Genomic DNA, 24936 nt, shown 5'->3' with positions numbered 1-24936 from the left:
TCCCACTTTAAACGGGTGATGCTGTCATCGCCAGTATCCAATAAAAAAAACCTCCCCATTTCCTGGAACTATTTGTTATAATATATATTCAGTTTGTGTAAAATTTGTCGAAATAAAATACAATTTGGAGGTTTATAGATGAAAAAATGGATTGTTATTCTATTATTTTGTTTACAAGTCATCGTCATGACGGGTTGTGCGGAAGCAGGGACGACCTCAGCTGTCGATGAAAAGGTAAAAATAGGTGTCATGTTGTCGGACGTCGGACTGGGTGACCAGTCATTCAGTGATTCAGCTTTTCTAGGGCTTGAACAAGCAAGAGATGAATTAGGTATTCTGTTTGATTATCGTGAATTAGAAACGGTTGGCGATTATGAAAGCGGATTAATAGATTTGGCCGAACAAGACAATGATTTGATCATTGGAGTTGGCTACATGATGGAAGAAGAATTAAAAAAGGTTGCCGAGGATTATCCTGATCAGCAATTTGTTATTGTTGATACTGTGATCGATCTACCCAATGTGACAAGTGTTACATTTAAGGAACAGGAAGGTAGCTTTCTGATTGGGGCAATTGCTGGCATGAAGACAGAATCCGATGTTGTTGGCTTTGTTGGTGGCGTCGATTCCGCGTTGATTCGCAAATTTTTAAATGGTTACGAACAAGGGGTTAAAGCGACAAATCCTGAAGCAGAAGTGGTCACACAATTTGCGGGTGATTTTGGTGACGATAAACTTGGTGCAGACATAGCTGATCAAATGATTCAAGAAGGTGCTGATTATATTTATCCATCAGCTGGTTTTACTGGAGTGGGCGTCATTCAAAAAGCAGAGGAACAAGGCATTTACTCATTTGGTGTCGACTCTGATCAGTATTTTTTAGGAGAGGAGACGGTCGTGACATCGATGATGAAAAACATTGATGTAGCCATGATGAATGTCGCAACGGAATTACATGAAAACGGTGAGTTAAGTGGGGAAGACTTAGTGTTAGGTTTAAATGAAGATGGTGTAGGCCTTGCACCCATTCGTGTGCTTTCTCTTACATCTGAGGAAAATAATCAACTGGAAAACCTGATGGATGAAATCACCTCAGGCGAGATTACGGTGAAAGAATAAGAGAAAGGGTGGGTGTAATGAAGTTTAAACAAAAGTTAATGTTAAATGCACTATTACCATTAGTACTTGCTTGTGTTCTGATCGGTTTGATCACTTATCAGATGACCCAAGTTCAATCATCGAACGAGGAAAACGTCCAACAACTGGTGAATGTGGAGAAATTAGCGAGTTCTGTTCTATCAGTTGAACAAGGACTGAGCAGTTTTTCGCTCAATAAAACCGATTCAAGTGCGGCATCCGTACAAACGAATTTAGAAAATACACGGGAAGAGCTCGATCAGTTAACTAGTTTAATGGATGATGATAAACAGAAACAAATGACTAAAATTGAGGAAAAGTTAACGGATTTACAAAATGAGACAACGGAAGCTTTAGACAATAAAGATGCAGCGGAGGCGAACCGACAATCAATTCGAACACGAGGCATACAGAACGATATTCATTTATTACAATTGATGATCGAAGAAGATTATCAACAGGCACAAGTAGCCTTGCAAAAGAAAATTGATTTCATTATTGGATTTGCTGTTATAGCCGGTGTGATTTTACTTATTGGAACAAGTGTATTTACGTTCATCATGACAAACCGAATGGTAAAACCAATTGATGTGCTAGCAAATCATGCCAATGCGATCGCGAATGGTGACCTCCGAAATGCGTTACAGGAGACGGATCGAAAAGATGAGATCGGCCAGCTACATAATAGTTTTGTACGAATGAATGATGATTTGAAAGACCTTATTTCCAATGTATTAGATACAACACAAAATGTAGCCGCTTCTGCTGAACAATTGAGTGCAAATGCAGATGAAACATCGACTGCGACCATGCAAATTGCTAGTGCGATTCAAGAAGTATCAGCAGGTACCGACAATCAATTGTCCAACGTCGACCAATCGAAAGGGAAGGTGGAACAAATTTCCGAAAACATCGATTCGATCTCGACTGAGATTGAACGTGTCACAGCATCCACCATCGAGGCTTCCCAACAATCGTCACAAGGGGTGGAAACTGTCGGCCGCGTGACAGAGCAAATGGGTATCATCAATCGCAATGCAGAAGATACAGGAAATGTCATTGCTGGACTAGATCAACACTCGAAAGAAATTGGACAAATTGTGCAAATGATCACCGACATTGCTGAACAGACCAATTTACTTGCCCTAAATGCTGCGATTGAAGCGGCTCGTGCAGGGGAGCATGGAAAGGGATTTGCGGTAGTAGCAGACGAGGTAAGAAAATTAGCGGAACAATCAAGCCAGTCAGCCAATCAAATTAGTGAGTTAATTTTAGTCATCCAAAAGACGACAAAAAATGTTGTCGAGTCGATGGATGCTGGCAATCAAGCGGTTCAAGATGGTTCTAAGTTAGTTTCTGAAGCAAATGATTCGTTCGAAAGTATTACAAAAGCCGTCTCAAGCGTCGAGGAACGGTTGAATGAAGTAACAACGTCACTGAGCCAAATTTTGACAAGTAAAGATGAACTCGTTACGTCGATCGAAACAGTCTCAGAGATTACCGAAACGACCGCAAGTCACTCACAGGAAGTGGCTGCTACAACAGAAGAGCAAACAGCTTCGATCCAAGAAGTGTCAGCAGCAACCACAACCTTAGCGGACATGGTTCAAGAACTACAGGATAAAATTAGTCGATTCAAGCTGTGATGGGATTTGGAATCTCGGCTTAGATGGGTGATGATCTTCTGACTAAGCTGAGATTTTGGGTTCTGTTCACTGTTTTGTGATCACTCAAAGCGGTGTTCTGATCACTGATCGCTGTTTTGTGCTCACTTAAAGTGGAGTTCTGTTCACTGAATATTGTTTTGTGTTTACTCAAAGTGTGTTTCTGTTCACTGATCTCTATTTTGTGTTTACTCAAAGTAAGGTTCTGTTCACTGAACACAGTTTTGTGATCATTCAAAGTGTGTTTCTGTTCACTGATCTCTATTTTGTGTTCACTCAAAGTAAGGTTCTGTTCACTGAACACAGTTTTGTGATCATTCAAAGTGTGTTTCTGTTCACTGATCTCTATTTTGTGTTCACTCAAAGTAAGGTTCTGATCACTGATCTCTATTTTGTGATCACTCAAAGCAGAGTTCTGTTCATTAATTTCTTTCAAGGATCAACTGCTTTGAGCTAAGCCCACTACTGATGAATGTATTGCTAAAAATTACATGAGAAAAGCAGTATATTGTTATTTACAGAAACTAAGGAAGCCTTTACAATTAGATGGTTGTAGATGTCATGATATGTTCGTTCATTCACAATAGATTATAAAGTTATAGGAGTTGGTAACAATGGCCAGTGCTCTAGCTACCGGCTTGTTAAGTGGAATATGGGCTTATATCGCCCCACTTTTTGGAATGTTAACCTGGGCTGGATTTGCCGGGTGTACCACATTTTTTGCTGTTGGAACGGGTGGTACGAAAGCGCTTAGGACAGCGATGATTACGAATACGACGGGGGTTGCCTGTGGTATGGCAATTCTCGGTCTATCCGCAACGATAGATATTCCTGCGGGTGCAGCGATTTTTAGCGGGATTATCACTAGTGTCATGGTTTTACTTGGAAATGTACGGCCAATGAATTATACGCCGGGAATTTTTGTGGGATGTTTTTCAACGTTTGCCGTCGGTGGAGATTGGCCATTAGTATTAATTTCCCTTTTGTGTGGTGTGTTACTTGGATTTTTTAGTGCAGAACTTGGTGGTAAATTCTCCAGCCTGTACCAGAAGATCGCACCGAAACAGGATGGTGAAATAGAGAAAACGCATGCTGAAGAAGAGAAGAAGTTGGCTTAGGTTGGGGAAGTGAAATAACAAGATAGGCTGTGTACAGGTCGACCCAAATACAGTCCTGGGTGTTGATTGACTTGGTTTTATCTATGTTAAAATAGGATAAGAGTTAACATAAAGGGGAATTTTCCTATGTTTAAATGGTTTAAAAGGTTGATGCAGCCAAAAACATGTGCGATCTGCCATAATAAATTGGAGCGATCCCAGGATTATATGAATGATGCCGGTGAAACGATAAGTGTATGTTATAAATGTGTTCCATACGCAGAACGAAGAGCATTTAGGAAGAAATAGTAAAAGGCGAGAGTTGTCACATTCTGTGGCAGCTCTTTTGTGTGGGACATGGGGACAGGTTTGTTGTCCCAGTTGGGTAAGTAAGGTGTACGGAAATAATCGTTTTTTTCACGGGATTATTGAGATTTTTACGGAATTCCACCTTTTTTTTTCACAGCATCAACATTACCAATCGAGCAGCGTACTTGTCCCAGTTAAAAATAGAGAGTTGCACTATTGCAACTCTCTTGAACTCTATCCCACATTAATTTAGATTGTGCTAAAAAGGTAGCTCATCATCTTTGTGCGTAAATTCCGCATTCCTTATATTGTCTTGGCTTGGTTCACTCGTATCTGGAGATAATGGATCCTGTTCCCATTCTTCCCATGTGATCCCAAATGGAACCCCTCCATCCGTATAGCCAGCAATATATGCATATGTCTCATCACACTCATCATTAAATGCTTCTTCTTTCATAGCTCGTTCTCGTTCTTTCTTTTTCTCAGCAAGCTGTATGTTTTTTAATTGTTGTTTATAGCTATCGCTAAAAGAATACCCTAGCATTTCTAACTCTTTAACAGCACCTAATAAATCTATAGCAAAGTGTTTACTGTAGCCTTTGGCCAAGTTTTTCCCCTCATATTTTGGAATCCAATGGGGAGCAGCTTGTAGTCGACCATCTCGATTTAATCTCTTGTGCCTGGGTGGTTTTGGTTCATTCTTTTTCTTTCCCATTTTAGCCCTCCTTTATATCTTAAATGGAGGTACCTGTCGTATGATTCCTTTTGGGAAGTGGGAGAGTTTCTATTAAATAGAACTGCCTGTCTTTTTTATCAGTTCTTCACTACTACCTCACCCAATACATATTCTTCTACAATTTTAGCCACGCCGTCATGGGTGTTAGTATCTGTCACAAGGTCGGCTACTTCTTTAATGTCGTCTGGTGCATTGCCCATGGCTACGCCAAGTCCAGCGAATTCTATCATTTCTTGGTCATTATAGCTGTCGCCAATTGCAATCACTTCCTCGCGCTTGATTCCACAAGTTTGGATTAACTGGTTAAGGCTTGTCCCTTTTGTAACACCTTTTTCCGTGAATTCGAGGAAATATGGCTTGGAGCGCATGATGCTATAGTACTCCGATAATTCAGCTTGTAATGTTTCTTCTACGGGTTTCAGTTTTCCTGGATCACCAACCATTAATGTTTTCACAACTGGCGTAGTGACAGCCTCCACATAATCGTCTACAACGTTAACTGGCAAACCAGTAAGCTCGGATTCGATCGTAGTGTATCGGTTAGCTTCTTCTGTGATAATTTCATCCCCGACATATGTATGAATAAAAACTTCCTCACGGCGGCTTAATTCATACAATTTTTGTACATCATCAACGGATAACGTACTGCTGAACAATTCCTCATTTGTGCGCCAATTAATGATTTTTCCTCCGTTAAAGGATAAAATGTAGCTCCCATATGTATCTAAAGAAAGCTCATCCGCAATTGCCCTCATCCCAAACGTAGGTCTACCAGAAGCAAGCACCACTTTCACATCATTTTCCTGTGCTTGTATCAAGGCTTGCTTTGTCCGTTTTGAAATCGATCCATCCTCAAGTAATAATGTATCATCTAAATCTAGCACGATCATTTTATATGCCATATTTGTAGTTCCTCTCTTTAAACATTTCTTTCTATTTTACTAGATTGGGGAGAAGAAGCAAGGGAGGATAAATGAATATACTGGACATCTGGACAGTTCACAAGGGAAACAGGGGACGGTTCTGCTGCTTCCGACGGTGGTGGCACCTAACACTATCAAGAGGGGAAGTGCAAGGATCGTCCCTATGCTTATCAAAACTTTCTCAGCAAAGTTGATAAGCGCTTTCAAATGGTGTATAATTTAAAATAAATCGATTTAGTAAATCGGTTTAGGGAGGAGGGGTTGCTATGGATAAAGTTATCATTCCATTAAATGCTTTTCCTGTTGATCAAGTTAGAACAGATGGACAAGCAAGCTTTGTGAAAAGTATTGCTAGGTCAGGGGCATATGGGATCGAAATTCGCCGAGAGTTGTTTCCGAAAGGCGAGTTACCGCTTAAAGAGACAAAAGAGGAAATTGACAAGTACAAATTACATACTGTTTTTTCTGTCCCAATGGAATTGTGGAGTAAAAATGGAACGTTAAACAAGACAGTGCTTAAACAAATTTTTGAAGAAGCAGTTATACTAGGTGCAAGTTGGGTAAAAGTTTCTCTTGGACATTTTCATCGGCAAAACTCTGATATACTAGAACTGGGTGAACTTTTAGATTGTTATTCTAATATACAACTTTTGGTTGAGAATGACCAGACGATGTATGGCGGTAATGTGGATAATCTTACAAATTTTTTCGATTGCGTCAACCAATATGCGATTTCTGTTCATATGACATTTGATACGGGAAACTGGTATTATACAAACCAAGATGTAGAATATGCCTTAACAAATCTAGCAGAATATGTTCGCTATCTTCATTTTAAACACGTAGTTAAAATAGAGGATCAACTTGTAACAGTGTCACTTCCAAAATTACAGGAAGCGGAGTGGAGACAGATTAGTCGCCGTGTTTCATCGGACGTTATGAAAGCGCTTGAATTCCCGATTGAGTTGGATGAATTACAGACGTATATTGAGTTGGTTGATCAAGATTGAAAGAAAAAGGTTATTATTGAAGACATGGCGTAAGGGATAGCATTTCGTTTTGTTCAGTTTACAGTCTAACTCCTTATAATTTTAACTATTTGCATACGCATCAATAGCTTGATATTGGGTGTCCCAAGCATATGAAGAAAAAGCAACTGCTTACCTTTGTAAAGGCTATCAGCAAAAAGACATAAACTAAGGGTTATTAACTAAATAAAGAGGTAGATTTTATGGGGAAAATAACGATGGCAGATGTTGCCGAAAAAGCAGGAGTGTCAAAAAGCACAGTTTCTCAGTTTCTAAATAAACGTTACCATTATATGCGGGAAGATACGAGAACAAGAATTGAAGAGGCAATAAAAGAGCTTAATTATCAACCAAATTATCTTGCTAGAAGTTTAAAACAAAAACGGACTTCTACTGTAGGGATCATCGTGGGTAATATTATGCACCGCTTTTCAACTGAAGTAAGCCGTGCAGTTGAGGATTATTTTATTCAACATGATGTCCACACCATTGTATGTAATGCAGATAATAATCCAGAGAAAGAAAAAAAGTATATTGAAATGCTTCGTGCTAAGCAAGTCGATGGTCTAATTATATTTCCAACTGCACCAAATCTTGATATCTATCAACAGTTAATCAGGGAAAATTATCCAGTGGTGTTTATGGATCGAAAGTTATCAGGTTTAAAGGCCCCATTGGTTGCATCAGAAAATAATGAAGCGACCTGGTCTGCGATTCAACACTTTATTGACCAGGGACATGAACGAATTGCAATTGTCACGGAGCCTTTAACGATTTCAACTAGGCTTGAGCGACGCGATGGTTATAAACAAGCATTAGAGGAAAATGGAATAGAAATAAAACCAGATTTCTTGGTTAGTGCAGAAATTAAACAAATTCAACAGGAGTTAGAAAAATTATTTGCTATAGAATCACCACCAACAGCAATATTAGCAGGAAACGACCTTTTATTAATTGAGGTATTGAAATTTGCTAAGGAAAAAAACCTTAAAATAGGTGAAGCATTTGCGCTGATTGTATTTGATAATATTCCATTTGCACACTTGGTGGATCCGCCAGTGACAACTATTAAACAGTCATCTTATCTAATGGGAGAAAGGGCTGCTGAATTGTTGCTGAAACAAATTAATAATCAAAAAATTGAAGCCCTTGAGATGAGGTTCCCATGTGAATTAATAATTCGTGATTCATCAAAAAGGTTAAAATAAAATTGGAAAAATAGAAAATTCTAAACCTACAAAATTAAAAAAAACACTTGTAAAACGCTTACAAATATTTTATACTATCACTAAACCGGTTCACTAAATCGATTTAGTAAATGGGTTTACCAAAGTAAAGTGCAAAATCATTGTTGGTCAAATCCAACTGAGACTTTGGTTAAAGCAGCATTGAGGAGGTGGTGTCATAATGAAACAAGTTACTAAAACAATATCTGATGAAGTAAGTGAAGTTTTACGGAATGTTAATACAACAGAAACCGAACTGTTAGCTAATGAATTGAAACAAGCGAAGAGGATATTTATCGCTGGCACTGGACGGTCTGGTTTAGTAGGGAAAATGGTTGCGATGCGTTTAATGCATAGTGGTTACCCTGTTTATGTGGTAGGAGAAACAATCACGCCAAGTATTGAAGCAGAGGATTTATTACTTGTTATTTCTGGGTCAGGCAATACCGAGATGCTAAAGTATTATGGAACTCAAGCCAAGAGTATTGGCGCGAAGGTAGCTTTAGTTACAACAAACAAAGACTCTGCCATCGGGCAAATGAGTGATTGTAACGTCGTCATTCCAGCAGCAACGAAAAAACGACTACCGCATGAACCAACAACAATTCAACCTTTAGGAAATCAGTTTGATCAGTCCGCACATCTAGTTTTAGATGCTGTGATCATATACTTACTACAATTAGATGACAGGGGAAACGATGGAAGTTTAAATAAAAAACATGCAAATTTAGAATAGGATGGATTATATCATGTCACTTGTTCAAAAAATTAGTGAACATAAGATAGTAGCAATTATAAGAAAAGCGGATGAAAATAACATTATTGATATTTTGAAAGCGGTATATGAAGGCGGTATTAAGGCTGTGGAAATAACGGCTGAAACCCCAAAAGTCACAACGTTAATTGAGAAAGCGGTTAATGAGTTTGAAGGGAAAATTGCAATAGGAGCTGGAACCGTATTAGACCCAGAGACGGCACGTGCTGTCATTATGGCTGGGGCAGAATTTATTGTCTCACCTACTTTAAATCCTGAAACAATTAAGCTTACGAACCGCTATGGAGTGTTAAACATATCTGGTGCATTAACACCAACAGAAATACTAACTGCCTATGAATCTGGTGCAGATATGGTGAAAGTATTCCCAGCTAATACTTTTGGTCCGAAATATATCAAAAATATTCACGGCCCATTACCACACGTTCCTGTTATGGCAACAGGAGGAGTGACGCTGGAAAACATGAATGAATTTATAAAACATGGTTGCAAAGCAGTAGGAATTGGAAGTGATTTGGTTAATGTATCTAAGCTTCAAACATGGGAAGACTATCAAGATTTGACCAAAAAAGCAGAAGGTTTTGTTAAACAATTAGGGGAATAAAATAGTTCTAAAATCTAAACAAAGAGGGGTATTAAAATGAAAAGGCTTACTTTTATTTTAATTGGATTGGCATTGATAATCTTAGGGGGCTGTGGAAATGATTCTTCATCTTCATCAGAATCGAATGGTTCAGGGTCGGAGTCTATAAAACTAGTTGCTGCACATAATCAAACATCAACAGAAAATCCTTATCAAGATGGCTTATTGAAATTTAAAGAAGTTGCAGAAGCTGAATCTGATGGTGCCATAGAAGTTGAAGTGCACGCAGGAACGATTGGAACTAGTGAATCAGAACTTGTTGAAAAACTACAAACAGGTGCTGCGGATGTAGTATTAGTATCCCCAGGATTTATGACACAAACAGGTATTAAAGAAGTGGATTTATTTGCACTACCATATTTATTTTCTAGCTACGATCATTGGGAAAGTGTAGTGGATGGTGAAGTTGGTCAGCAAGTTGCAGATTTAATTAACGAAAAGTCAAATAATGACTTTAAAATTGTAGGTTACTGGTCAGCAGGTGTAAGACATTATTATGGTAAGAAACCACTTGAATCAATGGATGACTTAAATGGTTTAACAATCAGAACACAAACTTCAGGTGTTGTAGCAGACTATTGGGAACAAACAGGGGCAGTACCAACTTCTGTAGCATGGGGTGAGCTATATCAAGGGTTACAACAAGGTGTAGTTGATTCAGCAGAAAATGCATATCCATACTTTGTTCAACAAAACCACCATACAACAGAAAATGGTAAATATATTACAGAAACAGGACATGACTATACAACACGTTTACTATTAGTTAACGGTAATACTTTTGATTCTTATACAGATGAACAAAAAGAAATTGTTTTAAACGCTGCAGAAGAGTCAGTTGAAGCTGAAAGAGAAGCACTATATGCACAAGAAGAAGAATATAAGCAAAAAGCTTTAGATGACGGTGCTGAAATTAACCAAATCGACAGACAACCGTTTATTGATTTAGCCCAACCACTTCAAGATGAAGCTGCTAACGAAATGGGCGTTGAAGATCTACTTCAACAAATTAGAGATATACAATAACAGGTGGTAAAAAGAATATCTACAACTAAAGAAAGGACACGTAATGTGTCCTTTCTAATTTAAAATACGGGTAAGCTAGAGCGCTTCTGTAAACACTGGGGCTTCTGTTGATTAGGGAAGTAAAAATGTAGGTCTAAATCAAAGGATCACCTTGATGGAATTGAAAAGTAGAAGGCGCTTTGCTTAGTAATTTATGTTAGGAGGTTCAACATGAATCGGTTTATTCAAACGCTAGAAAAAATCCAAATAACAGTAGGAGCGATCTTTTTAACAGTATTCTTTACTGTCATTGTGGTCCAAATCGTAACACGACAAATAGGAATTTCAGTCATTTGGACAGAAGAGGTAGCCAACTATTCCTTTATATGGGCAGTGTTTATGGGAGCGGCGGTGATGGTTAATAGGAAGGAACACTTTACCTTTGATTTACTGCAAAGAAAATTGAAAGATAAACCAAGAACGATTTTAAATTTAGTGATAGATCTTATGCTTATCCTATTTAATGTCATGGTACTCAATTATGGTATTCAAGTTGTGCAACGTTTCTGGAATTACAATTGGGTTGCTTTACAAGACATGAAAATGGGCTATGTCTGGATTTCAATTCCAATTATGGCTATTACGATGATTATCTATCTGTTAGGTCATGTGATTAATCATGTGAAACTGTTAAAAGTGAAGGAGGTAAGTGAATAATGGGATTTCTTCTAATTGGTGTGTTTCTTTTATTATTATTTATTGGGGTTCCAATTGCTTTTGTAATTGGTATTGTTGCGATGATAGGAATTACCAGTATAGAGTACATTCCTGAAATGTCTGTTCCGATGAAAATGTTAAACGGACTGAATTCATTCGTATTACTAGCAGTTCCATTATTCATCTTAGCTGCTAACTTAATGAACTCTGGGAAAATTTCAAGTAAATTAATTGATTTAGCCTTAGCTATTGTTGGACCAATTCGTGGTGGTCTAGCCCATTCAAATATTTTAGTATCGATGATGTTTGCTGGTGTATCTGGTGCTTCACAGGCTGACACGGCAGGTGTGGGTAAAATCCTAATTCCGAGCATGGTTCGTAACGGTTATGACAAAGAAATGGCGGTTGGCGTAACGGCAGCCTCTTCAACAGTTGGAGTGGTTATTCCACCAAGTATTCCGATGATTATTTTCGCTGGTATCGCTAACGTATCTGTCGGTGCTCTTTTCCTTGGTGGTATTGTGCCAGGTGTGCTAATTGGTTTAACCATGATGATTTTCATTTATATATTAGCAGTGAAGCGAAACTATCCAAGAACGGCAAAAACAGAATTCACTAAAGTTTTAAAGCTGTTTTTCGAATCGTTACCAGCTTTACTAACGGTCGTGATTATCATTGGTGGTGTTGTTTCAGGTTTCTTTACAGCTACTGAAGCCGCAGCGGTAGCTTCCTTGTACACATTGATCATTAGTATGTTTTTTTATAAAACGCTTACACTAAAACAGCTACCTAAAATATTGTTAGACACTTTAGCGTTAAGCTCCTTATCCCTATTTGCATTAGCTACTGCAAATGCGTTAGGTGAATTAATGAGTTATTACCAACTTGGTACATTAGCACAAGAGTTCTTTGCTAATAACATTGGTTCAAAAGTAATCTTCCTATTTATCATCATTGCATTCTTCTTATTTGTTGGAACATTTATGGATGCGATTCCAGCTATGATTCTGTTTGTGCCTGTTATTTTGCCAACAGCACTTCAGTTCGGCATTGATCCAGTCCATCTTGGTTTAATCGTTATTATTACGTTAGCAATAGGGTTAGTTACACCACCATATGGTTTATGTCTACTACTTGCTGCAAAAATTGGTGAACTTTCCATTGATCGGTCATTTAAAGCAGTTATCCCATATATAACCATTGTGATTATGGTACTACTATTTATCGCGTTCTTTCCGGACATTGCCTTTTATGTTCCAAAGCTAATTAATCCAGCAATGTTCTAAATCGCGCTCGATAATGAAGAAAAGGAGTTACTTGGTGTATGTTAACTCAAATGGAAACGGACAAGAAAATTACCGGTGAAGAGGCAGTTACTTATATAAAAGACGGTATGATTCTAGGACTAGGATCGGGCTCAACTGTCAATTGGATGCTTGAGAAACTAGCTGAAAGAATAAAAAATGAAGGATTGCAAGTAAAAGGGATTCCGACATCAAAGAAGACCGAGCGATTGGCAAAAAAGCTAGGTATCTCTTTAATTGATTTTACTGAAGTAGAACGTATTGACCTTGCTATAGATGGAGCGGATGAGGTAGATCCAAATCTAAATCTATTAAAAGGTGGTGGGGGATCGTTAGTAAGGGAAAAAATCGTTGATGTACTAGCCGATAAGTTAATCATTACTGTCGATGGATCAAAAATGGTACCACATTTAGGTGATTTTCCCTTACCTATCGAGGTTGTCCCTTATGGATGGAATATAACAGCAAAACGGATTGCGGTGTTCGGTTGTGAACCGGTAATTCGCAAACAAGATGAAGAAGTGTTTATTTCTGATAACGGAAATTACATTTTGGACTGTAAATTTGAAAAGATTCTTGATCCGAAAAAATTGCATCAGCATTTGAAGGCAATAGTTGGTGTTGTGGAAACGGGGTTATTTGTCGGCGTGACAGACAAGGTGATCTCATGTCGAAGCGGAAGTATGGAAGTGTTGGAGAGAAACATCCAAGAGCTAGATGAGGAGGAATGAACATGTATGATGTCATTACAATAGGAGAAGCAATGATTGCATTTAATCCTGGTTCAACAGGTCCGATGAAGTTCGTGAACAGCTTTAACAAAAATATTGGTGGAGCGGAGCTGAATGTAGCGATTGGTTGTGCCCGTCTAGGACTAAACTCAGGGTATATTAGTAGATTGGGAAATGACGAATTTGGAAGATATATTCAAACATTTGCGCGTGGAGAAGGGATTGACATTTCCCAAGTAAAGCTTGTTGATGGCTATCCAACGTCACTCAACTTTAAAGAGGTTATGGAAGATGGGAGTGTGCGAACGTTTTACTATCGTGATAAATCTCCGGTATTATCCATGACCCCTGATGATATAGATGAAGAATATTTTAAACAAGCAAGAGTACTTCATTTAACTGGAATTTTTCCGGCGATCGATCCGAAGAACATGGAGATTTTTGATCGTGCAATAGAGTTAGCGAAAAAACATGGTCTAATGATATCGTTTGATCCAAATATTCGTTTGCGGATGTGGAGTAAAATGGAAGCGAGAGAAGCTTTGTTAAAAATTCTTCCTTATGTTGATATCTTACTTGCTGGTGATGAGGAAATGGATATTATTATCGGAGAAAAAGAACCTAAAGCAATTATTGAATCCATTAAAGAGTTAGGAATTTCTTATATTGCAATTAAACAAGGCGGAAAAGGTTCTGTAGGTTATTATAACGGCGAATATTTGGAAGCACCACCTGCTAAGGCCCCAAAAGTTGTCGACACAGTTGGAGCTGGTGACGGGTTTGATTCCGGGTTCCTTTTTGGAGTGCTAAATGGTTGGCCATTAGGCAGAATACTCGAATTTGCCAACACAATTGGTTCAATGGTTGTTGGTGTGAAAGGCGATAACGAAGGATTGCCATACTATGAAGATGTCCAAGGTCGCCTTGGAGAAATTGAAGTAATCGAACGATAAGATTAGATCATGTAACCGGAACGACGATTAGAGGAGGGGTATAGTGCAATTGCAGTTAGCATTGGATCGGATGACGAGAAAATCATGTATCGAGATAGTGAATGATACAAAAGAGTCAATTGATATTATCGAAGTTGGAACAGGTGTAATTAAAGAATACGGAATGGCTATTGTTCGTGAGTTACGTGAGCTTTATCCTGAAAAAACGATTTTAGCAGATATGAAGACGTGTGATGCTGGAAAACATGAAGCAATACAAGCCTTTGATGCAGGGGCTGATATAGTAACAGTGATGGCTTTCTCAAATGATTCAACAATCACAGATACTCTGAAGGTTGCCGAAGAATATGGAAAACATATTATGGTAGATTTACTTGAAGTAGATTCAAGAGATCGAATTGAACAACTACAAGAAATTGGTGTTGATTTCGTTAGCCTTCACGTAGGAAAAGATAAGCAATCAGAAGGACAATTTAGTACAGACTTATTTTCGTTAGTAAAAGGGTATCGTTTTGAAACTTCTGTTGCAGGAGGAGTTAATTTAGATACACTACCAGGGATAGCCAAAGAGAACCCAGACATTGTGATTGTCGGAAGTGCAATCACCAAAGCCAAAGCCCCTAATAACGTAGCTGCGAAAATGAAACAAATAATAGATTCATAGAAGCATGGGGGGGACGGGGACAGGGCACTTGTCCCCGTGAAAAGTGTCGTTGGTAAGCGTGGTTGTCTCGTATCACAGTACGGTAATCGACGTGCGCGGACATTTATTCCTTTATTGGAGTTAAAAATAGTCTTTTTCTGCTGTTTGCGGACATCTTTTCCTATAATCAGCCAAAAATGAGTGAATTTTTCTTGATTTAGTTTAAATAGTGTACTAGATGTCCGTTCACACTGCCAAACAGGGGATTTTTGTTTAAATAGCGCACTAAATGTCCGCATCATCCTTGTTGAAGCATGGGACCGGTTCTCCTGCTTCCTAAGGTGGTGCCTGTCACCGTTAAAAGAAGCTTTCGATTGGTGCATTAGTTCCTTTGATTATTCCCACCGACGAAGCACTATGCGAAGTGATGACCTATCAACGTTCTCATTGACGAAGAAGGAAGTTAAGTTTATGTAATATTGTGGGCTATGGGGTACAGACCCCATAGCCCAGACCCTTGTCCGTCTATTTATCTACTTTAAAGTTAGTTATTTCTTCTTGAAGTTGTTGGGCTAATTCGGCTAATGATTCGGCAGCTTTTGCTATTTCTGTCATCATCGAAACTTGTTCTTCGGTTGCGGCGGACACATTATTTGCTAGATCGCTCGTATTGGTTGAATCGTTATTGACTTGACTCGATAAGTCATTGATTGTATTCATTTCACCTAACACATGATTCATTTCTGTCGTTAAATCAGTTACCTTAGATGATAAGTCAAAAATAGATGATGTGATCGCGTCAAAGGACTTACCTGCCTCTTCGACAGAATGAATCCCCTCACCAGCAATGGTTTGACTATTATCCATCATAATAACTGACTGAGACACTTCTTGTTGTATGCCGCTTATGGTGTTATTAATCTCCTGTGAAGCTTTTCCAGATTGTTCTGCTAGTTTACGAACTTCTTCTGCTACAACAGCGAAGCCTTTTCCTGCCTCTCCTGCTCGTGCAGCCTCAATGGCAGCATTTAATGCAAGTAAATTCGTCTGTTCCGTCACATCGGTAATTAAATTTGCCATTTGTTCAATTTGATCTGACTTTTTATTTAGGGAATGAATGACACTAGATGAATCCTTCACGTGTTGATTTAAATCAGTCATTTTCTTGATCACTTCTTCAATTGTATTGCTTCCTTTATCTGCAAGTTTCGTAGATTGAGAGGCCTTTTTTTCAATACTTTGAACAAAATTAGCCATTTGTTTCATTTTCCCTTGCATTCCCTCACTGGATGTCGATAAATCAACCGCAAGTCTGTTTTGGTTCTCTGCATTACTGGCGACATCTTGGATTGAGGAGGCCACCTCTTCGATAGAAGAATTAATTTCTTGAGAACTAGCAGATAACTGCTCAGATGTTGAAGCGACATTCTCAGTGCTTTGGGAGATGGTGGCTAACATTGTTTGTAAAGAGTGAATGGAAGAATTAAAATATCGGCCCATTTGCCCAAATTCATCTTTTGATTGCACATCGATCCGATGGGTTAGATCTCCTGAAGCTAGTGTTTCTAGATGGGCATTCATTTGTTTGGCATCTCTTGAAATTGTATTTCCGATAAAGTAAACAATAACGATGATCAATGCAATTAAGATAACACTTGTAATGATTAATTTACTTAATAAGGACGGTAAAGATGCATATAATTCTTCAGATGGGGCAAACAGAAGAACTTTCCATCCCACCTTTGGTAATGTTTGATAATACACCTCATATTCCTTGTCGTTAGCTTCAGAATGGATCGTACCGTTTGCTGTTGATAATAGATTTTCCACGTGTTTTGTCTCTTTTATTTGATTTGATATATCCGCGGAAAGAAGCCATTCAGTATTAGGATGAGCCAGATAGCCCCCATTTTCATCAATAAGAACGGCATAACCAGTTTTCTCTACTTGAATATCTGAAATTAGTGTTTGAATCGAATTTAATACATAGTCGCTTGTAATAACTCCTTCTGTTGTTCCATTTTGATTGGAAAAAGCAACACCGGTTGTGATAAAGGTTTGATCTAATGTCTCATCATAATAAGGAGCAGTCCAAACTGGTGTTTCTGACTGAAGTCCCTGCTTATACCAGTCAATCTCATGATAATTGTAAGACGGATCTTCATAATCCTCTGTGTATAGAATGCTATCTCCATCTTTATAGACATATGGGCCGAAATACTCCTCATTTTCGTTATATGTATAAGGTTCATACCATACCCCTAACCCATAGGTTTCTTCATTACTTGGTAGTAATTGTTCAAAGTAGGCACGATATTGGTCCCTAGTTAAATCATTAGCCCGCGATTCTACTAACGCTTTGGTTGTGACTAAGTTTCTTTCATGCGTTGTTAACTTCTTATCGACTATTTCAACTGTTTCATTTAGCTTTGATGCCATTCGATTGTCAATGGAATCATTTAATTCGCTCGATGCATTGTTGTAACTGATAAACGTTAACACTCCAAGAAATATAATAATGAATGGTAAAATTAGCATGATTTTGCCGAACATAGTGAACTTCTCTAATATTTTCTTCATTACTTCCCTTCCCTTCTAGCTGCACTAGTAAATAATAATGTTGAATTTTGTCAAAAAACTTCTTCTAGTGTAACATATCATTGAATTTTTGTTAAAAAAATTTTTAATAAATTAAATATATGAAGGCACTCTCACCAGTCTGAATGGTTGTTAACTAAATGGAATGAAAAGTTAATTTTATATCAAATCAGATAAGTTGCAGAAATATGTTGAATTGTGATGAAACAAGTCGTTTGTTACTGTTATTATTAAGGTCTAACAGATTGAAGTTAAGATTTTAGCGTTGTTATCAAAATTTAATATAAGTAAAGGCAAACCAATAGAAAGATTGGGACGCAAAGTCATGGGGGAAATGTGAATAAAAATTAAATGGACTGATTCGCCCATTTAAATTATAAGGAATACAAAAGAGATAACTATTTATATTAGGGGATAGGGACAAGGGGACAGGACAGGGCATTTGTCCCAGCGGGGAAGCGTGGGGACGGTTCTCCTGCTTCCGTTGGTGGTGCCTGTTACCATCTGTGGATACTAATCAATTATTGACACGTTACCCTTTTTCTAAGATGAATTATTGTTAACAGAACCCACCACGCCTCTCACAGATGCGGACCACGGTGGGTCTTTTTATTTTTAGGAAATTAAGTTGGAAAAGGATCTTTTTAATGTGGCTTTTTTCTAGAAATAGTAGCAGTGCCTGTCACCGGTAAGGAAGCACAAAAATCGTCCCCGTGCTTTACTTTTCGGAAAAATATAAATTTTACGAAAATTGTGTTGACTTTACATGTGAAAGGCGGTAGAGTACTAATCAGTATAAAAATTTCATAAGCAACTTTCTTATCCAGAGAGGTGGAGGGACTGGCCCTTTGATACCTCAGCAGCAGACTCGTGGAGTACTGTGCTAATTCCAGAAGCAACATGCTTGAAGATAAGAAGAGCAACAAAGCCTATGGTGTCAACCTCTTCTTTTTCAAGGAGAGGTTTTTTTATATGTTAAACACCAAAAAAGTGAGGGAGGAGGACGAAGGATCATTCAAAAGGAAAGGGGTTTGATTGATTGAACTTATTAACCGCACTCAATGACAAGATTTTGATTGGGGATGGGGCGATGGGAACGCTACTGTATTCTCATGGAGTGGATCGTTGTTTTGAACAAATGAACCTTACCCATCCGGAGGAAATACGGCATGTGCATGAGGCGTATATTACAGCGGGCGCAGATGTGATTCAAACCAATACGTATGGTGCCAATTATATAAAACTGGCGAGATATGGGTTGGAGGATCAAGTCAAAAAAATAAATGCTTCTGCTGTGAAAATTGCTAAGCAGGCGGCCAAAAACGAAGCGTTTGTCCTCGGTACGATTGGAGGAATCCAAGGCACGCAAAAACTTTTAGGAACGATGGAAGAAATTAAACGAAGCTTTAGGGAACAACTTTATTGCCTCTTGTTAGAAGGCGTCGATGGTCTGCTTTTGGAAACGTATTATGATTTAGAAGAATTAAAAACAGTTTTAGCGATCGTAAGAGAGGAAACGAATTTACCAATTATAACGAATGTGTCAATGCATGAACCTGGCGTCCTCGAAAATGGTACATTGTTGCCAGATGTGTTACAACGCTTAGAGGATTTAGGGGCGGATGTCGTTGGGGTTAATTGTCGACTTGGACCACATCATATGGTGAAATCACTAGCATCTGTACCGCTGCCTAAGCATGCTTATTTAGCGGCGTATCCTAATGCGAGTTTGCCAGCTTATCGAAATGGCAAGCTTATTTATAACAACCACCCAGATTACTTCATTCAATGTGCGAGAGAGTTCAGAGATGAAGGTGTGCGATTAATTGGAGGGTGTTGTGGAACGACACCTGAACATGTCCGTGCACTTGCGAATGGCATCAAAGGACTGCAACCACTACAAGAAAAAACACCGACAACAAAACAACCCACCATAGAAATACAAGAAAACCCAGTTCGAGAAAAGCTATCTTTACCGGAAATCACCAAAAAGTGTCATACGATAATTGTTGAATTGGATCCGCCCAAGCATTTGCAAGTAGATGAATACTTAAGCGGTGTAAAAGCGCTAAAAGAGGCCGGTGTGGATGCGGTCACGATCGCGGATAATTCATTAGCGACACCGAGAGTTAGTAATATCGCAGTGGCGACATTGATTAAAAAACACGATATCGGGATCACGCCCCTAGTTCATTTGACGTGCCGTGACCGTAATTTAATTGGATTACAATCACATTTAATGGGGTTGCACACGTTGGGGATCCATGAAATTTTGGCAGTTACTGGTGACCCCACCAAAATAGGAGATTTTCCTGGAGCAACATCAGTGTTTGATGTGACCTCTTTTGAGTTGACCAAATTAATTAAACAAAGTAATGAAAAGGGGTTATCTTTTTCAGGAAAATCGTTACGACAAAAAACGGACTTTCGGGTAGCGTCTGCTTTTAATCCAAACGTTGCTAACCTGGAAAAAGCAGTGAAACGATTGGAGAAGAAAATCGCGTGTGGTTCCGATTATTTTCTGACCCAGCCAATATTCAGTTCAGAAAAAATAAAGGAGTTAAAACAAGCAACGAAGCATCTCGATACGCCGATTTTTATCGGAATTATGCCGCTAACTTCGACAAGGAATGCGGAATTTCTGCATAATGAAGTGCCAGGAATGAAGCTAGAGGATAACACACGTGATCGTATGCGGGCGGTGGCCGAAAGTCGTGGAGAATCGATTGCAGAAGGTCTTACCATCGCCAGGGAGTTAATTGACACAGCGATGGAACATTTTCACGGTATCTATTTAGTTACACCGTTTATGCGCTATGACTTAACAGTTGAACTATCCAAGTATATACAGAAAAAGTTACGAAAAAGAGCATTATTATCCCAGTAGGATTATAAAAAAAATGGAGGAGGAATGTAACATGACAAATCTATTAAGTTCAAATCTTGGTTATCCAAGAATCGGGGAAAAAAGAGAATGGAAAAAGGCACTTGAAAACTATTGGAATCGGACCATTTCCGAGGAGGAGTTGCTAGAAACAACGAAGCACCTAAGACTGGAAAACTTAAAGAAGCAACAAAAGGCAGGGGTCGATCTCATTCCAGTTGGGGATTATTCCTTTTATGACCATGTACTAGATACTTCTGCGATGTTTGGCGTGATCCCGGAACGTTTTGATTATAATGGTGGAAAAGTGGATTTTGAAACGTATTTTGCAGTAGCTAGAGGCGTAAAAAATGCTGTTGCTTCGGTGATGACAAAATGGTTTAATACCAACTATCATTACATTGTGCCAGAATTAGAAAATGTGAAGCCAACCTTAACGGAAAATTACCCGTTAAAGTATTACACAGAGGCAAAGGAAGAACTGGGAATTGATGGGAAACCAGTGATTTTAGGTCCAATCACGTACTTGAAATTATCTAAAGGCTATGAGGAAAAAGATTTCCCAACGCTGTTGCAAGCATTTTTACCACTTTATATTCAAGTGTTAAAGGAATTAGAGGAAGCGGGAGCCGAATGGGTACAAATAGACGAGCCTATTTTTGGCACCGATGTATCAAAGGAAGTATTAGACTATGCGCATCGTGTCTACGCGGCGCTCGATGAAGCTACCCCGAAATTAAATATTATTTTACAAACCTATTTTGAACGCGTCATTCATTATAAAGAAGTGGTAGAATTACCTGTTCAAGGGATTGGACTTGACTTTGTTCATGGAGATTCACTTGCCTCCATTAAGCAACATGGTTTCCCTAACGATAAAGTTCTAGCCGTTGGTGTTGTCGATGGTCGAAACGTTTGGAGGGCGGATTTAGAAAATCGTTTGGAGTTAATTAAAGAGATTGAGCGATATGTAGAACATGACACATTGATTATTCAACCATCTTGTTCGCTACTTCATGTTCCAGTAACGAAAAAGCATGAGCAAGCATTGGATCCGGTTATCAAAGATGGACTATCCTTTGCCGATGAAAAATTGGAAGAAGTTGTTACCTTGACTAAAGGGGCCAACAACAAAAAGCAGCGTATTACCGAAGAACTGAAGGCTAGTGATGAGGCACTTACTAACTTAAAACAGTCCGATTATCGTAAAGATCATGATGTGAAAAGAAATGTGGAAAACCTTCGTGAACAAGATGCAAAACGTACGTTACCGTTTGCTAAACGTATCGAAAAGCAACAGGAGGATTTGCAACTACCGGTTCTTCCGACTACGACGATTGGAAGCTTGCCGCAGACAGCAGAAGTTAAACAGACACGAAGGAAATGGCGTAATGGTGACATTACGAACGAAGACTATGAACAGTTTATTAAAAATACTATTAAAAAATGGATTGCTATTCAGGAAGATATTGGCCTTGATGTACTTGTTCATGGGGAATTTGAACGGACAGATATGGTCGAATATTTTGGTGAAAAATTAAATGGCTTTCAAGTGTCAGAATTTGGCTGGGTCCAGTCCTATGGTTCCAGATGTGTGAAACCTCCTCTAATTGTTGGTGATGTCTCTTTTGATCAACCGATGACAGTAAAAGAAGTGGTTTATGCGCAATCATTAACAGACAAACCGGTCAAAGGGATGCTTACCGGTCCGACAACAATTCTAAACTGGTCGTTCGTATATGATGATGTCCCACGTTATACGGTGTTAAACCAGATTGCTTTAGCGTTGAAAGAAGAAGTCAAGGCCATTGAAGAAGCAGGGATAAAAATTATTCAAGTCGATGAACCAGCGTTACGAGAAGGAACACCACTAGATTCAGCTAAACAATCTGAATACTTAGATGCAGCTGTTTATGGATTTAAATTGACCACATCATCAGTAAAAGACGATACACAAATTCATACCCATATGTGCTACTCTGATTTCCATAATATTTTTAATACGATTGATGCATTGGATGCAGATGTTCTTTCGATTGAAACATCGAAGAGTCATGGAGAAATTATTTCCACCTTTGAGGAAAATACGTATGAAAAAGAAATCGGCCTTGGTGTCTATGATATTCATAGTCCACGAATCCCTAGTAAGGAAGAGATTAAACAAAACATTAATCGTCCATTACAGTCCATTTCACCGAAGCAGTTTTGGATTAACCCTGATTGTGGTCTAAAAACAAGACAAGAAGGAAAAACAATAGAAGCACTTAAAGTCATGGTTCAAGCAGCAAAAGAAATAAGAGAATCAAAACTATCCAACTTAGTATAAGAATAAGGAAGCAGGGGGCGGTTCTCCTGCTTCCTTATTATGTATAAGATATTATTGGAACAAGTACAGCAATTACTATTAAGATTCAATTATGTTTAAACCTCAGGTTGTGCCAGACACGAAGCTGAAGGAAGCCAATAACCATCCCCGTGCTTCTTTTTTTTAATAAAGGTTCTTGCCATTCTAACCAACTTATGTAAATATATGTGTAAAGACACCTGTAAAAACCAAATTACCAACTACAATTCATTCCAATGTGAATAAACTCACAATCCAACAACTACATACAGGATACTTTAACCAAAATAAAGGGGAGATAGGATGAATCCACTAAAACTAAGGTCAATGCTCCAATCCTTTTTACTAGAGGATATTGGTGATCAAGATATTACGAGTCAATCGATTTTTCCGCTTGATGAAGTGGGAACGGGGGTGTTTATTGCTAAGGAAGATGGCGTTATTTCGGGGACGACCATTATTAAAGAAGTGTATCATTTACTAGATTCTTCGATTGAGATCAGAATACATATTTCAGATGGTGATCATGTTTCTGCTGGTCAAAAAATTGCAGAAGTAACAGGTCCTGTTGCGCATTTGCTTACAGGGGAAAGGGTTATTTTAAATTTGATGCAGCGTATGAGTGGGATTGCGACGATTACCAATCAATGTGTGGAAACAATCGATGATCCTTCGATTCAAATTTGTGATACAAGAAAAACTATTCCTGGCTTACGGATGCTTGATAAATATGCTGTTATTACTGGTGGGGGAAAAAATCACCGTCAAGGCTTGTATGATGGTGTGATGATTAAGGATAACCACATATCGTTCAGCGGATCGATTACCAAAGCCGTACAGACTGTTCGTGAAAAAGTTGGTCACATGGTTAAGATTGAGGTGGAAACAGAGTCAAAGGAAGAAGTATTGGAAGCCGTCGAGGCTGGAGCAGATGTGATTATGTTTGATAATCGAACACCAGAGGAGGTAAAGGAATTTGCTACCTATGTGCCTAGTTCGATCGTAACCGAGGCCTCTGGCGGCATTAACTTGGAAAATTTAGCTACGTTTTCAGGAACGGGCGTTGATTATATTTCGTTAGGATTTTTAACCCATTCCGTCAAGGCACTTGATATTAGTTTGCAAGTGAAACAGGGAAATAAAAAGGAGGCGTTTAGAAGTGGGGAACGTGTTAGTTAATAAGTTTCATCTATTCGGAGTATTGCTATTAAGTTTGTTGTTGACTGCATGTGGGGGTGCAGAAGCAACGAATTCAGAGTCTAGCGATACAGCAAAGGAAGAAATGGAAACGACCATTATCGGCGGACGTACTGGTGGTGCATGGTCAGTATTTACAGAAGGGATAGCAGAATCGATTCGGCGAGAAAACAAAGATGCTTTCATTACCGTTGAACCAGGTGGGATCGTTGAAAATCCCGCAACTGTTGGGACAAACACGATTCCATATGGCCTTTCCTATGCGATGACCGCCTATGCTGCTTACAAAGGGGAAGAACCGTATGACCAGGCTTATGAAGATGTTCGAGCAATTAGTGTTGTGATCCCGGCAAATTATTATCAATTTGTTGTAAAAGCCGATGCGGATTATGATTCTTTTGAGGAAATTGTTGAACAGGAAGTCCCCCTTCGTTTGGCTGTCGATCAAAAAGGATCACCGGGTGAAATGATTACAAGGAATATTCTGCAGGAATACGGGGTTACCTACGATGACATTATTGCATGGGGCGGATCTGTGGATCATTTAGGAGGAACCAAAACGTTTGAATTAATGGCTGATAACCGGATAGATGGCACTGGTGATGCATTGTCCGTTCCTTCTAGTGACATTCTCGAAGCATCAACGACAATGGACTTCAAGATGTTCTCATTGGATGAAGCAGTTATTCAAGCGGTGTCAGAAAATCTTGGAATGGAAGCTGGTGTGATTGAAGCAGGTGGCTATGACTTTTTAAAAGAGGATGTAGCGACGGTGAATACGCCAGTTATTCTGGTGGTGCATAAGGACGTATCAGAGGATGAAGTGTACCAAGTTACCAAATCAATCTATGAAAATATCGATTATTTAGGAACGGTGCATGAGGAATTTACCAATTTAACAGATGAAACGATTATGGATGTTGGTGCTGTTCCGCTTCATCCTGGTGCTGAGAAGTTTTTCCAAGATGCGGGATTAGTTGAAAGCGATGATGTGAACTAAACATGGAACTTTAGAAAAGAGG

21 protein-coding genes and 2 riboswitches are annotated in these 24936 nt (G+C 38.8%); of the genes, 18 read left to right on the top strand and 3 right to left on the bottom strand.

The window, feature by feature from the left end; translation table 11 throughout:
* Window positions 1-138 precede the first annotated feature (138 nt).
* From FCI53_RS10750 to FCI53_RS21440, 4 genes are all read left to right on the top strand, one after another.
* Entirely contained in the window at window positions 139-1119 is a 981-nt protein-coding gene (locus FCI53_RS10750; protein WP_138418685.1) for a BMP family lipoprotein, read from the top strand.
* A 17-nt stretch (window positions 1120-1136) separates the two neighbouring features.
* Window positions 1137-2783, top strand: coding sequence for a methyl-accepting chemotaxis protein (locus FCI53_RS10745; protein WP_138418683.1), 1647 nt, complete (start codon window positions 1137-1139; stop codon window positions 2781-2783).
* 632 nt (window positions 2784-3415) lie between these two features.
* Complete coding sequence (locus FCI53_RS10740; protein WP_138418681.1) at window positions 3416-3919, top strand: DUF1097 domain-containing protein; 504 nt, start codon at window positions 3416-3418, stop codon at window positions 3917-3919.
* Between the two features lie 126 nt (window positions 3920-4045).
* On the top strand, window positions 4046-4207 hold the full coding sequence (locus tag FCI53_RS21440; RefSeq protein WP_171038141.1) for a hypothetical protein: 162 nt from the start codon (window positions 4046-4048) through the stop codon (window positions 4205-4207).
* 259 nt (window positions 4208-4466) lie between these two features.
* Here FCI53_RS21440 and FCI53_RS10735 read toward each other — a convergent pair whose 3' ends face one another.
* The gene (locus FCI53_RS10735) at window positions 4467-4922 is read right to left on the bottom strand and encodes a hypothetical protein (protein ID WP_138418679.1); all 456 of its coding nucleotides are present in this window, start codon (window positions 4920-4922) and stop codon (window positions 4467-4469) included.
* Between the two features lie 98 nt (window positions 4923-5020).
* Window positions 5021-5845, bottom strand: coding sequence for a Cof-type HAD-IIB family hydrolase (locus tag FCI53_RS10730; protein WP_138418677.1), 825 nt, complete (start codon window positions 5843-5845; stop codon window positions 5021-5023).
* A 287-nt stretch (window positions 5846-6132) separates the two neighbouring features.
* Between FCI53_RS10730 and FCI53_RS10725 the strand changes: the two genes are divergently transcribed.
* The 10 genes from FCI53_RS10725 (at window position 6133) to hxlA (ending at window position 14912) form a co-directional block, all read left to right on the top strand.
* Window positions 6133-6876, top strand: a complete 744-nt coding sequence (locus FCI53_RS10725) for a sugar phosphate isomerase/epimerase family protein (protein WP_138418674.1) — start codon at window positions 6133-6135, stop codon at window positions 6874-6876.
* 221 nt (window positions 6877-7097) lie between these two features.
* A complete protein-coding gene (locus FCI53_RS10720) occupies window positions 7098-8102 on the top strand; it encodes a LacI family DNA-binding transcriptional regulator (RefSeq protein ID WP_138418671.1) in 1005 nt (334 codons plus the stop codon).
* Window positions 8103-8301: 199 nt separating this feature from the next.
* Entirely contained in the window at window positions 8302-8856 is a 555-nt protein-coding gene (gene hxlB / locus FCI53_RS10715) for a 6-phospho-3-hexuloisomerase (protein WP_138418669.1), read from the top strand.
* A 13-nt stretch (window positions 8857-8869) separates the two neighbouring features.
* Window positions 8870-9499 carry a bifunctional 4-hydroxy-2-oxoglutarate aldolase/2-dehydro-3-deoxy-phosphogluconate aldolase gene (locus FCI53_RS10710; RefSeq protein ID WP_138418667.1) on the top strand — a complete coding sequence of 210 codons (630 nt, stop codon included), beginning with the start codon at window positions 8870-8872 and terminating at the stop codon, window positions 9497-9499.
* Window positions 9500-9535: 36 nt separating this feature from the next.
* Window positions 9536-10564, top strand: coding sequence for a TRAP transporter substrate-binding protein (locus tag FCI53_RS10705; RefSeq protein WP_138418664.1), 1029 nt, complete (start codon window positions 9536-9538; stop codon window positions 10562-10564).
* A 210-nt stretch (window positions 10565-10774) separates the two neighbouring features.
* Window positions 10775-11260 (top strand): TRAP transporter small permease, encoded by a 486-nt coding sequence (locus FCI53_RS10700; RefSeq protein WP_138418662.1) that lies wholly within the window; start codon window positions 10775-10777, stop codon window positions 11258-11260.
* Complete coding sequence (locus FCI53_RS10695; RefSeq protein ID WP_138418660.1) at window positions 11260-12546, top strand: TRAP transporter large permease; 1287 nt, start codon at window positions 11260-11262, stop codon at window positions 12544-12546. Before FCI53_RS10700 ends, FCI53_RS10695 begins: the two co-directional genes overlap by 1 nt.
* 38 nt (window positions 12547-12584) lie before the next feature.
* A complete protein-coding gene (rpiA, locus tag FCI53_RS10690) occupies window positions 12585-13295 on the top strand; it encodes a ribose-5-phosphate isomerase RpiA (RefSeq protein ID WP_281279527.1) in 711 nt (236 codons plus the stop codon).
* Between the two features lie 2 nt (window positions 13296-13297).
* A complete protein-coding gene (locus FCI53_RS10685; RefSeq protein WP_138418658.1) occupies window positions 13298-14248 on the top strand; it encodes a sugar kinase in 951 nt (316 codons plus the stop codon).
* 43 nt (window positions 14249-14291) lie between these two features.
* A complete protein-coding gene (gene hxlA / locus FCI53_RS10680) occupies window positions 14292-14912 on the top strand; it encodes a 3-hexulose-6-phosphate synthase (protein WP_138418656.1) in 621 nt (206 codons plus the stop codon).
* Window positions 14913-15416: 504 nt separating this feature from the next.
* Here the strand turns inward: hxlA and FCI53_RS10675 are convergent.
* Window positions 15417-17471 carry a methyl-accepting chemotaxis protein gene (locus tag FCI53_RS10675; protein WP_138418654.1) on the bottom strand — a complete coding sequence of 685 codons (2055 nt, stop codon included), beginning with the start codon at window positions 17469-17471 and terminating at the stop codon, window positions 15417-15419.
* Between the two features lie 300 nt (window positions 17472-17771).
* Window positions 17772-17857, top strand: a riboswitch (cyclic di-GMP riboswitch).
* 448 nt (window positions 17858-18305) lie between these two features.
* Window positions 18306-18406, top strand: a riboswitch (SAM riboswitch).
* 122 nt (window positions 18407-18528) lie between these two features.
* Here FCI53_RS10675 and FCI53_RS10670 point away from each other — a divergent pair.
* The 4 genes from FCI53_RS10670 (at window position 18529) to FCI53_RS10655 (ending at window position 24914) form a co-directional block, all read left to right on the top strand.
* A complete protein-coding gene (locus tag FCI53_RS10670) occupies window positions 18529-20376 on the top strand; it encodes a bifunctional homocysteine S-methyltransferase/methylenetetrahydrofolate reductase (RefSeq protein WP_138418652.1) in 1848 nt (615 codons plus the stop codon).
* A gap of 31 nt (window positions 20377-20407) precedes the next feature.
* Entirely contained in the window at window positions 20408-22699 is a 2292-nt protein-coding gene (gene metE / locus FCI53_RS10665; protein WP_138418649.1) for a 5-methyltetrahydropteroyltriglutamate--homocysteine S-methyltransferase, read from the top strand.
* Window positions 22700-23020: 321 nt separating this feature from the next.
* Window positions 23021-23896: a carboxylating nicotinate-nucleotide diphosphorylase gene (nadC, locus tag FCI53_RS10660; RefSeq protein WP_138418647.1), complete on the top strand. Its 876-nt coding sequence runs from the start codon at window positions 23021-23023 to the stop codon at window positions 23894-23896.
* Window positions 23877-24914: a TAXI family TRAP transporter solute-binding subunit gene (locus FCI53_RS10655; RefSeq protein WP_171038140.1), complete on the top strand. Its 1038-nt coding sequence runs from the start codon at window positions 23877-23879 to the stop codon at window positions 24912-24914. The genes nadC and FCI53_RS10655 overlap by 20 nt, the downstream gene beginning before the upstream one ends.
* Window positions 24915-24936: the final 22 nt, after the last annotated feature.

It is taken from the genome of Aquibacillus sediminis, assembly GCF_005870085.1.
GTDB classification, from domain to species: Bacteria; Bacillota; Bacilli; order Bacillales; family Amphibacillaceae; genus Aquibacillus_E; species Aquibacillus_E sediminis.
Note: the sequence above shows the minus strand (reverse complement) of the source record. Positions and strands in the feature narration are given on the sequence as shown.